The following is a 13,355-nucleotide window of genomic DNA, read 5'->3' on the forward strand; positions in this document are numbered from 1 at the left end:
TGCGCTCGGGGCTGTGCCCGGGGCTGCGGTCGTGCTGCCGGTGGCGCCGGGCGCCGTGCCCATGGTGCCGGGCGCGGTGGCGGGCGGCGTCGTGGAGGGCGGCGTCGTGGCCGGGGGCGGGTTCATGCCCGGGGCCGTGGTGGGCGAGTTGCTGCCGGTGCCCGGCTGCGGCGCGGTCTGCGCCATGGCGACGGGGGCGACGAGGAGAGAAGCAGCAAGTGCCAGTGCGGTCGATTTCGTGCGCATGCGTAGTCTCCCGTTGATGTTTATTGCGACGACGCAGTTTCGTCGTGTGGCTAGTCAACGGGCGAGCGGGTGTTTGTTTGCGGCTTAAGCAGGAAAAATCGGCGTGTGCTGATCTGTACTGCGATGCGGCGAGAAACGTGGTGGTTGTATTTATGCTTTCGCTTCCGCTTGGCGTGGGCCTGCGGTGCGAGGGGCCGGGAGGGAGACCCCGGCCCCGTGGCGTCAGCCGCGGCCGACGAAGGGCATCTTGGTCGCCATGATGGTCATGAACTGCACGTTCGCATCCAGCGGGAGAGAGGCCATGTGCAGCACGGCCTCACCCACATGGCGGGCGTCCATGCGGGGTTCCACCATCATGGTGCCGTTGGGCTGGGGCACGCCGTTGGTCATGCGCTGCGTCATCTCGGTGGCGGCGTTACCAATGTCGAGCTGGCCGCAGGCGATGTCCCACCGCCGGCCGTCCAGGCTGAGCGACTTCGTCAGGCCGGTGATGGCGTGCTTGGTGGCGGTGTAGGGGGCGGAGAAGGGGCGCGGCGTGTGCGCGCTGATGGAGCCGTTGTTGATGATGCGGCCGCCCTGCGGCTTCTGGTGCTTCATGATGCGGAAGGCCTGCTGGGCGCAAAGAAAGGCGCCGTTCAGGTTGGCGGCGACGGTGCCGAACCAGTCTTCCAGCTTCAGCTCGTCCACATCCACCGCGGGGGCGCCGCGGCCGGCATTGTTGAACAGCAGGTCCAGCCGGCCCCACTTCTGCTCCACCGCCTGGAACAGCGCGGCGACGGAGGCGGCATCGCCCACGTCGGTCGGCACGGCGAGGCAGCGTGTGCCGGCATCCCCGGCTTCGGCGATGGTGGCCTCCAGCGCATCGGCGCGGCGGCCGGCGAGGGCCACGCTCCAACCCGCGCCGAGCAGGGCGAGCGCGGCGGCGCGGCCGACGCCGCTGCCGGCGCCAGTGACGACGGCGATTTTCGATTCAGCCATGCGGACGTTTCCCCTTCAGGATTGTATGGCCCAGGTTTGCCACCCACCCCCTGGCCACGCCGTTGCCGGCGGCCCAGGGCGGGGCCTGGTATCTGGCCGCGCGGCGATTCCCACAGCCGCGGCCATAAGGCCATGATGCGTTCACGCGCGGCGCGGCGCCATGCTCCGTGGGCGGATTTGGCGGCGTGATCCTGGCTTTTCGGCGGAATTGCGTGGGCGGGCTGGCGCCTACCAGGGGCAGGGTGGCAGGCCGAGGGCGTTTTCCAGCCGGTGGGAGAGCAGGAGGCCCTGGCCGGCGCGCGGGCGCCACTGGCCGGGCGCGGCATCCAGCCCTAGTTCCTGCCGGAAGGCGGGGCCGAGGCCTTCGACCAGCAGGCGAGCGAAGCTGGGGGCGAACTGGGTGCCGGAGCAGGCTTCCACCTCGGCCAGCGCCTCGGCCACTGTCAGGCGGGGGCGGTAGGCGCGGCCGGGCTCGATCATGGCGACGAAGGAATCGGCGACGCAGGCGGCGCGGGCGAGGGGGATGATGCTGTCCCCCGCCTTGCCGCTGGGGTAGCCGCCGCCCTGCCAGCGTTCGTGGTGGTCCAGCGCCGTGGCGATGACCTGGGGCGGGAAGCGCAGGGAGGCGAGGGTCTGGGCGCCGCCGGCGGAATGGGCACGGATGATCTCCATCTCCTCCCGCGTCAGGCGCCTTGCGGCGTCCAGCACGGCGGTGGGGACGAAGAGCTTGCCGAGGTCGTGCATCAGCCCGGCGGAGACCACCAAAGCGGGGTCGCCGATGACGCCGGGACGGTGCTCGGCCATGGCCAGCATGACGGTGGCGACGCGGATGGAGTGGTCGGCCGTGGGCGGGTGGTGTTCACGGATGGCGGCGAGCAGGCGGACGCTCTGGCGGGAGAGGGTGCCGTCGCCGGTAGGGTCGGGGTGGGGGGCGGTGGGCGTGGCGGGGCGAAGGCCGGGTGACGGCGCTTCCCGTTCAGGCTGGCGGGGGCCAGTCGGGGCAACTGACGTCAAGGAAGGCGCCTCTTCTGGCTGAGCGCTGGTGGAGGCGAGCCGGGCCGGGATGCGGCCTGAAATGGCGCTACCAGACCAAGCGGTAGCCGCGGCCGCGGACGGCCGTGACGCGGATGCGGCCCCCGGAGGCCCGCAGCAGCTTCTGCCGCAGGGAGGAGGCGAACTGGTCCACGCCGCGTTGCTGAGGTTGCAGAGCATAGCCGAGCACACGCTTGGCAACAAGCGAACGCTCCGCCACCCTGTCCGGCGCTGCGAGCATGATTTCCAGCAGCCCGGCCTCGGCGCCGGTCAGGCGGTATTCGCGCCCGTCCCGGCCGAGCAGGCGCTGGCGTTGCGGGTCCAGCAGCACGTCGGCGGCCTCAATGCTGGACATGGAGGGGTCGGGGTCCTCCAGCCGCCGCAGCAGGGCGCGCAGGCGGGCCACCGTCTCCCGCGCCGGGAAGGGCGGGGTGAGCACGTCGTCGGCGCCGAGTTCCAGCCCGGCGGCACGGTCCGCCTCCGAGTCCTGGGTGGAGAGCATGATGACGCCGCGATCCCGCCGGCCGGCGATGTCCCGCAACACCAGCAGGCCGCTGCCGTCGGGCAGGGAGAGATCCACCAGGGCGATGCGGGCGGCATCGAGGTCGGCGGCGCGGGCGGCGGCGATGCTGCCGGCGATGCGGACGTCGAAATCGGCGTTCTCAAGGATGCCGGCGAGGCTGGCGGCGATGGCGGGATCGGCTTCGACCAGCAGGACGCGGACGCGCTGCTGCGCGCGCGCTGGCCGGCGCGCGGCGGGTTCTGGCCCGGTTGCGGCTGTGGACGCTCTGCCCATGCGGCGCAGACTAGCGCTTCACGAGCGCTTTACCAACCTCTGGGTGTATGAGGTCTTGGGCTTTGCAATTATGCCGGGCGTGGGGCCGGCCCGTGCAACGCACCATGCAGGCGGGCCAGCAGGGTGGCGGGGTCGCAGGGCTTGGCCATCATCGCTTCTCCGGCGGCATCGTGGTCCTCCTCGCTCAGGGCATAGCCAGACATCAACAGAACGCGCAGGCCGGGCAGACGTTCCCGCGCCAGGGCGGCGAGGCGGGGGCCGCTGATGCCGCCGGGCATGATGACGTCCGACAGCAGCAGGTCCGGGTGCAGGCCCTGGTCCAGCGCCGCCAGGGCGGCGGGACCGTCTTCCAGCGCCGTGACGCGGTAGCCCATGCGGCCGAGCTGCTGGGCGAGGCGGGCGCGCAGCGGGGCTTCATCCTCCACCAGCAGAACGTGCTCCTGGGTGGGGGCGGGCTCGGGCGGGGCGGGCGTGGGGTCGGCCGGCTGGTCCTGGGTGGCGGGGATTTCGCTGAAGAAGACGCCGACGCCGTCGCCCGCCGCGAAGGCGTTGAACCTGAGGCGGTAGTGGCCGTCCTCGAAGGCTTGCTCGAAGCTGCGGGGCTGGCCGGTGGCGGCGACGGCGTGCAGATGCTCGAACAACGGCAGGTCCACCAGGTGCGGGAAGATATCCCACATGGCGGCGACGGGCAGCCCGCCGTCCGGCCGCAGCCCGCCGCCCTGCTGGATCAGGTGGCGGGCGGCGGCGTTGGCGTAGGTGATGCGCCAGGCGGCATCCAGCGCGACGAAGCCGTTCTCCATGGCTTCCAGCAGGCGTTCCATGCGGCCACGGGCGGTGCGGGCATCCTGCGCCGCGCGCTGGGCGGCGGCGAGCAGGCGGCGGTTGGTGATGGCGATGCCGGCCACCCGGGCCAGTTGCGCCAGCACCGCTTCCTCATCCGCCGAGAAGCGACAGGCGCGGCTGGCGACGGTGAGGGTGCCGAGGGGGGCGCCATCCTCCCGCCGCATGGCGATGCCGAGGCGGGCTGGCAGGCCTTGGGTGGCCGGGACGGCGTGGGGGACCAAGGCGTCCTCCCGCGGGCTCCAGGCCTCCAGCGCGGAGAGGATGTCCTGGGGGAGGGGATTGTCGGGGTCGTTGGAGAAGGTGACCTGCGGTGCGGTGCTGTCCTCGTGCAGGGTGATGCAGGCGTAGGGGACGGCCAGCGTCTCCCGCGTCAGGCGGGCGATGTAGCTGAGAAGGGCCGGGAGTTCCGGCCTGGTGGCGATGCCGGCGGCGCCGTCGGCCAGGCGTTGCAGGCGCGCGGTGGCGGCGGCCTGCGTGGCGACGCGGCGGCTTGCCTCCCGCTCCAGCAGCAGAATGGCCAGGGCGGCGGCGGCGATGAGCAGCACGGTGAGGGTGGCGCCCATCGTGGCGCGCTGCTGCCAGCGGGTGATGGCCGGGCTGTTGGCGAGGCCGAGCGAAACGACGATTGGATAGCCGGGCACCGGGCGAACGGCCATGTAGCGGGCCACGCCGTCCAGGGATGAGGTGCTGATGCCGTCCCAGTTAGTGGCCCGGCTGATGAAGGGGCCCAGCCTGGCGGCGTTGGGCATCGGCTGGCCGATCATGGCCTGTGGCAGGGCGGGGATGCGGGCGAGGATGCGGGCCTGGCGATCCAGCACCGCGACGCTGGATTCGGGGCCGAGCTGGAGGCGGGCGTAGAAATCCTGCAGCAGGCGGACCGGCAGCAGCGCCACGGCCAGATTGCCATCCCCGATGCGCCGGGACAGGGGCAGCAGGGCGCCGGCGGCGGCCTGCAGCGGCTGGCCGATCAGGGCCTGGCGCTGCGGTTCGGCCGGCAGGGCGGCGGCGAGGCCGGCGAGGGCGGCGGGGCTGACCCCCTGCAATTGCCGGCGGCTTTCCGGCGTGGCCTGCAGGATGTCGCCCTGCGCACCGAGCAGGACGAGGGCGACATCGTCCGGTGCCGCTTGCTCCCGCTGCGAGAGGGCGGAGAGGAAGGCGGAGGGCAGGTTCAGTGAGTCGGCGGTGCCGGCGTGGTCGATGCCCAGCAGCATCTGTTCCAGCCCGCCGAGGATGGCGCCGGCCTGCGCCGCCACCGTATCCGCCAGCGAGCCGGCTTCCCGCAGCACCTGCCGCTCCGTCGCCGCGCGGTCCTGCCACAGGTAGAACCAGACGCCACCGCCGGCCGAAAGGACGATGGCGCCGAGCAGGGCAAGCGGGGCGAGGCGGCGGGCGGAGGGCATGAATCGCCGCCAGGCGGTTGCCTGGACGGCCGGGCCAGCGATCGCGTTGGGCGTGCCGTCAGGCAAGGAGGGGAGTCATGATGCTAAGGCGATGCTTGTGCGGCCGGAACGGAGCGGCCCGCAATAGATAAGCGTTGCCTGCGCCGTAATTTCGCGGGCGCCGCAGGTGGGGGGGCCCGGGCAGGGGCCTGGATAATGTCTCAGGCAAGCAGGGGAAGGCGTTCCGCCATGGCGATGTGCGACAGCAGGGTGAGGGCGGCGGCGTAGTAGTCCTGCGCCTCGGCCACCGAGGGGAGCGGCACGGTGCTGGGCGCCATGTTGCCGGCCACCCGCGCCACGGCCTGCTGGCCGGAGTTGAGCGGGTAGGAGGCGGGGGTGTTGTCCGTCAGCGAGACCCAGGCCGGCTGGAAGGCGCGGCCGGGCTGGGTCCAGAACGCGACGGCGGCGGTGGCGGCGGGTTCGCGCGCCATGCCGGCCCAGGCGAGGTAGAGCGGCACGCGGACGGCATCGTAGGAGAAGCGCGGCTCCCACCCCGGGGCGATGCTGGGGCGGCCGCCGGCGCGGGGCAGACGGACCCAATCCGGCGGCAGGCCGTAGCGGCCGAAGCGGGCTTCGCGCAGCATGGCCACGCCATCCCGGTACAGGTCGGCCCACGGGTTGTTGGCGCCGCCGAGGGCGGCGAAATCGGCGAAGGCGGGGAAGACGTAGTAGGACGGGTTGGCCACCACGTGGTCCCGGTGGTCGAAGCCGAAGGCGGCGGGCAGCAGGACGGTGCGGCCGCCGATGGTGCGGACGCAGAGGCGGGCGAGGTCGTTGCAGATGTCGCTGGCCATCTGCCGCAGTTCCGGCCGCTGCCAGCGATGCGAGGCGCGCAGCAGGGCCCAGGCGATGAAGATGTCGCCATCGGCGGCGTTGTTGCCGTCCTCGACCGGGCGGGCGCGGTCGGGGCGCCACTGCCAGGCATGCAGGGCGTCGTTCGGCCGCTTCAAGGCGCGCTGGGTCCAGGCGAGGAGCTGGTCGAAGGTGGCGCGGTCATCATGCGCCTCGGCCATCAGCAGGGCCCAGCCCTGGCCTTCGGAGTGGGAGGTGTTGCCATTGCCGGTGTCGATGACGCGACCTTCGCGGCTGACGAAGCGGTCGCGGAACAGGACCCATTCGGCATTGGAGGGCGAGCGCGAGACGGCGCGGTAATCGGCGTGGCCCTTGTTCGACCGCGTGGTGCCGCAGATCGCCAGGGCTGCCAGAGCTGCAAAACCTCGCCGCGTCATCGTCCGCATCTTGCGTCACCTGGCTGGGCTACGGGCTGCGATGCCGTTTGGCAGGCCAACCCGAATGAAGTGCTTGAAGGTGATTATGCACGCGCAGGATGCAGGGATTAAGGACAACTATCCGTGAATGTGTAAGATAATCTGACGGGAGGTGATCGGATAGAATGTGTTTTATCAAGAGGTTGAATGAATTTTTGCGGTGCCGCTCAAGCCGCTCTTTCTTTCGGATAGTGTAAACAACCCCGCCGCCGTGGGGTGGGCGAATTTACAACCGTGACCACGGCATCGCCACCTGGAGCGGGGCCGGACCACGTCTTTTCAGAGGCTTCGCGCATGTTCCTCGCCTGCCATGCAAAACGGGCCAGCAGATGTCCTGCTGGCCCGGTGTTGCGTCGGATCGTGGCGGCGAGTGCTGCCGGAGTCAGGCCTTCAGGCGCAGCACGGCGACGGGGAGGGTGCCGAGCAGGGCATCGACTTCCAGCCGCTGGCCCTGGCGGAAGGTGCTGTCGTCCAGCACACCGTGCCAGTCGCCCTGGATCTCCCCGGGCAGGTGCAGGGTGGTGCCGCGCCAGTGGCCGGGCGGGAAGCCAGGGCGCTCGGCCGGGGCTCTCGCGGCGCGCAGCGGGGCGACGACCAGGATGGCATCCTGCCCCTGGCGGCGCAGGAAGGCGAACACGGCTTCCCCCTGCGGGCCGGTGGCGATCAGCGGCGTGTAGTCGCCCTGGTGGAACAGCGAGGGCAGCTCCGCCCGCAGTTGCAGCAAGCGGTGGATGATGGCCTGCTTGACGCGGCCATCCTGCCACTGGCCGAGCAGGGCCTGTGGCGCGGTGGCGGCGCTGAGGGCCTGCTGGCGCTGGGCGAAATCCACCGGGCGGCGGTTGTCCGGGTCCACCAGGCTTTCGTCCCAGAACTCGGTGCCCTGGTAGAGGTCCGGCACGCCGGGCAGGGTGTAGCGCAGCACGGTCTGCGCCAGGCCGAGCGTGGCGCCGGCCGGGGCGAGGCGGGCAGCGAAGGCGGCGATGTTGTCCAGCAACTCCGGCTCCTGCTTCTCGTCCAGCACGGCTTTCAGGAAGTCGAGCGATGCGGCTTCGTATTCCTCGTCCGGGCTGGCCCAGCTGGAGCGGCGCTTGGCTTCCCGCATGGCCTTCTGCTGCCAGCCGGCGAGGCGTTCCACCCAGGCCTCGATGCCCGCGCGGTCCGTGGTGCGCAGGCCTAGGGGCCAGGAGGCGACCAGCATCTGGAACAGCATGGCGGCGTCGGCGGGCTCCGGCCCCGGGCCGGTCGGCAGGTCGGCGCGCAGGTGGGAGCTGGCGGCCATCCAGCCACGCAGCACGGCGGCCCATTCGTCCGGCATGCCGGCCAGGGCGGCGAGGCGCAGGCGCACATCCTCGCCCCGCTTGTGGTCGTGCGTGGCGGTGGCGAGCATGGCGCCGGGGACCTGCCGCAGCCGTTCCTTGTTGGCGGTGTGGAAGGCGGATGGCGTCAGGGAGAAGGCGTCCGGGTGGGAGCCGACCTCGTTGCGGGAGAGCAGGCGGCCGTAGCGGTAGAAGGCCGTGTCCTCCACCGACTTGGCGGCGGTGGGGGAGGAGAGTTGCTGGAAGCGCGTGCGGGCGACGAGGCGCAGCGCGCGCTGCTCGGCGGGCAGGTTGAGGATGCGTTCCTCGCCCAGCCAGAGATGCAGCAGGTCCAGCACCGCGTGGTCGTCCACCGGCAGGGTGGCGCGGGCGGCGCCGACGGCGCGCAGGAGGATGGTGGCATCCTGGGAGGACGGGCGGCCAGCACGGTTGTAGGTGCGGTAGACCGGGAAGTGAACGAGGATCTCGGTCAGCACCCGGCGGATATGCGCCAGCGCCACGTCCCGCGTCATGGGATCGGCGCGGGCGATGCGGTGCAGGGCGACGGCGCAGGCCTCGCGCTCGGCGGCGAGGTTGTCGCGCAGAATCTGGCGGCGGGCGAGGCGTTCCTCGGCCGGGAAGTCCCGGCGGCTGCCGGAGACTTCCCGCCACAGGATGGAGAGCGGGGCCTCGCCGGCCGGGTCGTGCAGCACGGCGGCGACCTGGTCCATGAAGTCGTAGCCGGTGGTGCCGTCCGTGCGCCAATCCCGCGGCAGGGGCTCGCCGGGGGCGAGGATCTTCTCGACCAGGATGTAGGGGGCGCCCTGCGCGGAATCGGCGGGGCGCTGGGGGGCCAGGGCTTCCATGCGGCGGCGCAGCTTGCGGGTATAGGCGCCGGGCTGGGCCAGGCCGTCCACATGGTCGATGCGCAGGCCGTCGATCAGGCCTTCGCCGTAGAGGCGCAGGATCAGGGCGTGGGCTTCGTCGAAGACCTGCGGCACCTCGACCCGCACGCCGGCGAGGCCGGTGACGTCGAAGAAGCGGCGCCAGTTGATTTCTTCCGACGCCAGCTTCCAGTGGGAGAGGCGGAAATTCTGCTTCTCCAGCAGCGCGTGCAGGCGGGCGCGGCCTTCGGGCGTCGCGGCATCGTAGGGCGCCAGGCCGTCCGGGGCGGCGAGGATGGCCTGCGCGTCCCGCGGGCGGATGGGGAAGAGGTCGTCGTAATAGATGGCGGCGAGGCCGGTGGGGCCTTCGGCGGCCAGGGTGATCTCGCCATCCGCCAGGGCCTCGCCATACGGGCGGCCGAGGAAGGGGGCGAGCATCTTGCCGCGCAGGGCGGGGTCGTCGGAATTCCAGTCGATATCGAAGAAGTTGGCGTAGCGGCTGTCCGGGCCATGGGCCAGCACGTCCAGCCAGGGGGCGTTGCCGCGGCCGCCGACGCCCATGTGGTTGGGCACGATGTCCAGCAGCAGGCCCATGCCGTGCTGGCGCAGCGTGGCGGTGAGGCGGCGCAATGCGTCCTCCCCCCCCAGTTCCGGGTTGATGGAGGCGTGGCTGATGGTGTCGTAGCCGTGGGTGGAGCCTGGGCGCGCCGTGAGGATGGGCGAGGCGTAGAGATGGCTGATACCGAGGCTGGCGTAGTACGGCACGGTGGCCGCCGCGTCGTCCAGCGTGAAGCCCTTATGCAACTGCAGGCGGGCTGTCGCGCGCGGGGTGGTGGTGATGGTCGGCTGCGTCATCTGGGCTGTCTCTCCGCGCGGGCAGGTGCTTGACGCATGGGCAGGGGGGCAAGTTGCAGCTTCGCGCCTGGGTTGGAAGGAATGCGGCCGGGATGCATGCGGGCGCTCAGCCGAGGCCGGCGGACGGGGGGACCAGCCAGTCGCCGAGCTCGCCCCCCGCGACGGTGGCGGCCAGCAGGCCACCCATGAACAGGATGAAGGCCCCGGCGGCCCGTGGCAGGGTGCGGGCCTGCAGCAGGTAGACCGCGAGGCCCAGCGGCATGAACAGCAGCACCAGGATACGGGCGAGGCCGCCGGGCGGGCGGTAGCCGCCCTGACGTGCATCCGCGCTGCACCACCAGGCGGTGAGGCCCACCAGGATGAAGGCGACGACGAGATCCGCCCACGTCATGCTGGTGGCGTAGGCGGTGCCGGCCAGGGAATCCGCGATCGGGCTGAGGAAGCTGACGGCCAGCAGGGCGGCGTAGATGGCGCCGGGCGGGACGGGGCGCAGCCGGGCGATGCCGTTCAGCATGACTCGCTCCATCCTTGCAGCGTGCGGCGGGGTGGCTTGTGCTGCGCAGTATCGGGATGGGATGCCGCCTTGTCGAGCATGGCCGCGCCCGGGGCGTGGCGGCCCCGGGGCGCGGCGCGGAGTGCGTCAGTTGAGGAACTCGGGCGAGATCATGCTGGGCAGGAACAGCACCAGGGAGGGCCAGGCGATGATCAGCAGCAGCACGGCGAACATGGGCAGCAGCATGATGAAGGTGTCCTTCAGCGCATCCGCCATGCGCATGCCGGCGACGGAGCAGGCCACCATGAGGCATATGCCGTAGGGTGGCGTGACCAGGCCGAAGGCGAGCGAGACGATGCCGATCATGGCGAACTGGATGGGGTCCATGCCCACGGAGATCGTCAGCGGCTGCAGGATGGCGCCGACGATGATGATGGCGGGAATGGCATCCAGGAAGCAGCCGGTGATGAGGAAGACGCAGGCGATGAAGACGCCGGTGCCGAACTGGTTGAGGTTCCAGCCCATGACGCCTTCCAGCAGCACGCGCGGGATTTCGTAATAGGCCAGCAGCCAGCCGAAGGCGCTGGCGGTGCCGACGCAGAACAGGGCGATGGCGGCGAGGCGGCCGGAATCCACCAGGCTGTCCCACAGGCCCTTCATGTCCATCTCCCGGTACACGAGCAGGGAGAGGGCGCCGGCGTAGAGCACGGCGATGCAGGCGGATTCGGTGGCGGTGAACCAGCCGAACAGCTTGCCGCCGATGATGATGAAGGGCGTCATCAGCGCCGGGATGGAGATGAACAGCGCGTTCAGGATCTCCCGCAGCGAGGCGCGGGGATAGGTGGGGTAGCCGCGCCGCTTGGCATAGACATGCACGGTGGCCATCTGCACGCCGGCGATGAGGATGCCGGGGATGACGCCGGCCAGGAACAGGCCGCCGATGGAGACGGTGAGGACGCCGCCCCAGACGATCATCAGGATGGAGGGCGGGATGATGACGGCGAGCACGGCCGAGACGGCGGTGATGGCGACGGAGAAGCTGTCGTCATAGCCTTCCTTCCGCTGGGCCTCGATGAAGATCTTGCTCTGGCTGGCGGCGTCGGCGGTGGAACTGCCGGAGATGCCGGCGAAGAAGAAGGACAGCACGACGTTCATCTGCGCCAGGCTGCCGGGGAAGTGGCCGACGAGACTTCGGGAGAGCAGCATCAGCCGGTCCGTGATGCCGCCGATATTCATCAGGTTGGCGGTCAGCAGGAAGAAGGGCACGGCCAGCAGGATGAAGCTGTTGTAGGCGTTGAACGTCTCCTGCACCACGATGAAGGGGGAGAGGTGCGGTTCGATCAGCATGATCGGCAGGCAGGCGACGCCGAGGGCGAAGGCCACGGGCACGCGCAGGGCAAGCAGCAGGAAGAAGCAGCCGAACAGGATGGCGGCCGCGATCCCCGGGGTCAGCAAGGCGCCGTTCATGCGTGGGATTCCGGTTGGGAGAGAAGGCGGGCGGCATCAACCATGCGTTCCGCGCTGAAGATGGCGAAGGAGAAGCCGGCCAGGGGCCAGGCGATGTGGATCGTCCAGAGGGGAAGCTCCGCCATCTCGCTGATGCGGTAGAAGGCGAACTCGGTGAATTCCCAGCCGAAGAACAGGAAGACGAACGAGAAGATCAGCACGAAGGTGCCGGCCACCAGCTCCACCTTCGCGTTGCCGCGTGGGGTGAGGAGGGGGAAGACATCGACGACGAAGTGGGTGCCTTCCCGCACCGCCAGCATGGCGCCGATCATCACCATCCAGACCAGGCCGAAGCGGGCCATCTCCTCGGTCCAGATGTAGTGGGGGATGATGGCGGTGAAGCGGGAGAAGATCTGCAGGGTGACGGGGAAGAGCAGGATGAGGACGGTGAGCCCGAGCAGGATCTGCAGCAATGTGCCGTAGCCCGCGGTGAAGCGGCGCAGGGGACCGGGCTTCTCAACAGCATCTGTCATACGTTTTCCAACCAAGGGGCCGCCCGCGCGGTGGCGGGCGGCGTTGCGCCAGCGTGGTTCCCGGCGGGTGCGCCGGGGCGGAAGCGGCTGAGAGCATGACGCGTTCACGTGCGTCCACGCGCCATGCTCTCGGCCTTTGTCTGGTCGCGTGATTCGGGCTTTCGGTCATTCCACCTCCAGCCATCACGCTCTAGCTGGTGACGGCGGTGATGCGGCTCATGATGCCGTCGGCCTCGATCTCCTTCGCGTAGGCGGCCATGACGGGCGCGACCTTTTCCAGCAGCGCCTGGCGTTCGGTGAACTCGATCTTCTTCAGGCGGCCGGAGGCGGCGAGGGCGTCGATCTTCTGGCTGTCCTCGGTCGATTCGATCTGGCGGCCGAAAGCGCCGGCTTCCGCGCCGGCGCGGCGGATGGCGGCCTGCAGGTCCGGCGGCAGCCGGGTGAAGACGGCGGAGGAGAAGCAGATGGGCCGGACGGTGATGGCGTGCTGCGTCAGCGCCAGGTTGGGCGCCACTTCGAAGAAGCGCATCTGCTCGACGCCCGCGGCCTCGTTCTCGCCGGCCTGGATGACGCCGTTCTGGATGGCGTTGTAGATCTCGTTATAGGCGATGACGGTGGGCGACATGCCGGCGGCGGAGAAGGTACGGCTCCAGATCGGGGCACCCTGCACGCGGACCTTCACGGCGCGGAGGTCCGCCACGGTGGCCATGGGCTTGCTGGCGAAGATGTTGCGGACGCCGCCGCCGGCATAGCCGACGAGCATGACGCGGGCACGCTTCTCCACTTCGTCGCCGATCGGCTTCAGCAGATCCTGGTCCATCACCTTGTTCCAGTGGGCGAGGTCCCGGAACAGGAAGGGGGCGTCGATGAAGGGCGCGGCGCGGGAAAAGGTAGACATGTGCGCGGGGGACACGATGCCGTAATCCACCGCGCGGCCCTGGGCCATGTATTCGAAGTACTGCTTTTCCAGGCCGAGGCTGCTGTTCTTGTGCAGGATGAAGTTGATGGGCTTGCCGTAGTACTGCTTCACCAGTTCCTCGAACCGCGCCAGGCAGCGGGTGAAGGCATGTTCGTCGTTGAACTGGGATGCGCCGTTCAGGGTGATGGTTTGTGCCTGGGCTTTGCCGGTGATGGCGAAGCCGGCCAGTGCGGCGGCACCGCCCAGAAGGAATCGTCTCTGCATGGTGGTCTCTCCCCTTGATGGCCGAGCTGCGCCGGCCTGGGGGAAAGGCTAAACAACCTGTAAC

10 protein-coding genes and 1 pseudogene are annotated in these 13,355 nt (G+C 70.3%); all 11 read right to left on the reverse strand.

Going from position 1 to position 13,355, the window contains the following annotated elements:
• Positions 1-246: pseudogene (locus tag IBL26_RS20490) on the reverse strand (hypothetical protein); the annotation flags it as partial.
• A gap of 222 nt (positions 247-468) precedes the next feature.
• Complete coding sequence (locus IBL26_RS20495) at positions 469-1,224, reverse strand: SDR family oxidoreductase (protein ID WP_187786376.1); 756 nt, start codon at positions 1,222-1,224, stop codon at positions 469-471.
• A gap of 228 nt (positions 1,225-1,452) precedes the next feature.
• Complete coding sequence (locus tag IBL26_RS20500; protein WP_187786377.1) at positions 1,453-2,238, reverse strand: HD-GYP domain-containing protein; 786 nt, start codon at positions 2,236-2,238, stop codon at positions 1,453-1,455.
• 67 nt (positions 2,239-2,305) lie between these two features.
• Positions 2,306-3,052, reverse strand: coding sequence for a response regulator transcription factor (locus tag IBL26_RS20505; RefSeq protein ID WP_187786378.1), 747 nt, complete (start codon positions 3,050-3,052; stop codon positions 2,306-2,308).
• A 68-nt stretch (positions 3,053-3,120) separates the two neighbouring features.
• Positions 3,121-5,295 carry a response regulator gene (locus IBL26_RS20510; RefSeq protein WP_187786379.1) on the reverse strand — a complete coding sequence of 725 codons (2,175 nt, stop codon included), beginning with the start codon at positions 5,293-5,295 and terminating at the stop codon, positions 3,121-3,123.
• A 200-nt stretch (positions 5,296-5,495) separates the two neighbouring features.
• Positions 5,496-6,572, reverse strand: a complete 1,077-nt coding sequence (locus IBL26_RS20515; RefSeq protein ID WP_187786380.1) for a glycosyl hydrolase family 8 — start codon at positions 6,570-6,572, stop codon at positions 5,496-5,498.
• Between the two features lie 412 nt (positions 6,573-6,984).
• Positions 6,985-9,636 (reverse strand): malto-oligosyltrehalose synthase, encoded by a 2,652-nt coding sequence (treY, locus tag IBL26_RS20520; RefSeq protein ID WP_187786381.1) that lies wholly within the window; start codon positions 9,634-9,636, stop codon positions 6,985-6,987.
• 106 nt (positions 9,637-9,742) lie between these two features.
• Entirely contained in the window at positions 9,743-10,150 is a 408-nt protein-coding gene (locus IBL26_RS20525) for a hypothetical protein (RefSeq protein ID WP_187786382.1), read from the reverse strand.
• Positions 10,151-10,276: 126 nt separating this feature from the next.
• Complete coding sequence (locus tag IBL26_RS20530) at positions 10,277-11,596, reverse strand: TRAP transporter large permease (RefSeq protein WP_187786383.1); 1,320 nt, start codon at positions 11,594-11,596, stop codon at positions 10,277-10,279.
• Positions 11,593-12,108, reverse strand: coding sequence for a TRAP transporter small permease (locus IBL26_RS20535; RefSeq protein ID WP_187786384.1), 516 nt, complete (start codon positions 12,106-12,108; stop codon positions 11,593-11,595). Before IBL26_RS20535 ends, IBL26_RS20530 begins: the two co-directional genes overlap by 4 nt.
• 190 nt (positions 12,109-12,298) lie before the next feature.
• Positions 12,299-13,291, reverse strand: coding sequence for a TRAP transporter substrate-binding protein (locus IBL26_RS20540; protein ID WP_187786385.1), 993 nt, complete (start codon positions 13,289-13,291; stop codon positions 12,299-12,301).
• Positions 13,292-13,355: the final 64 nt, after the last annotated feature.

This window comes from Teichococcus aerophilus (assembly GCF_014490485.1).
Lineage (GTDB): Bacteria > Pseudomonadota > Alphaproteobacteria > Acetobacterales > Acetobacteraceae > Pseudoroseomonas > Pseudoroseomonas aerophila.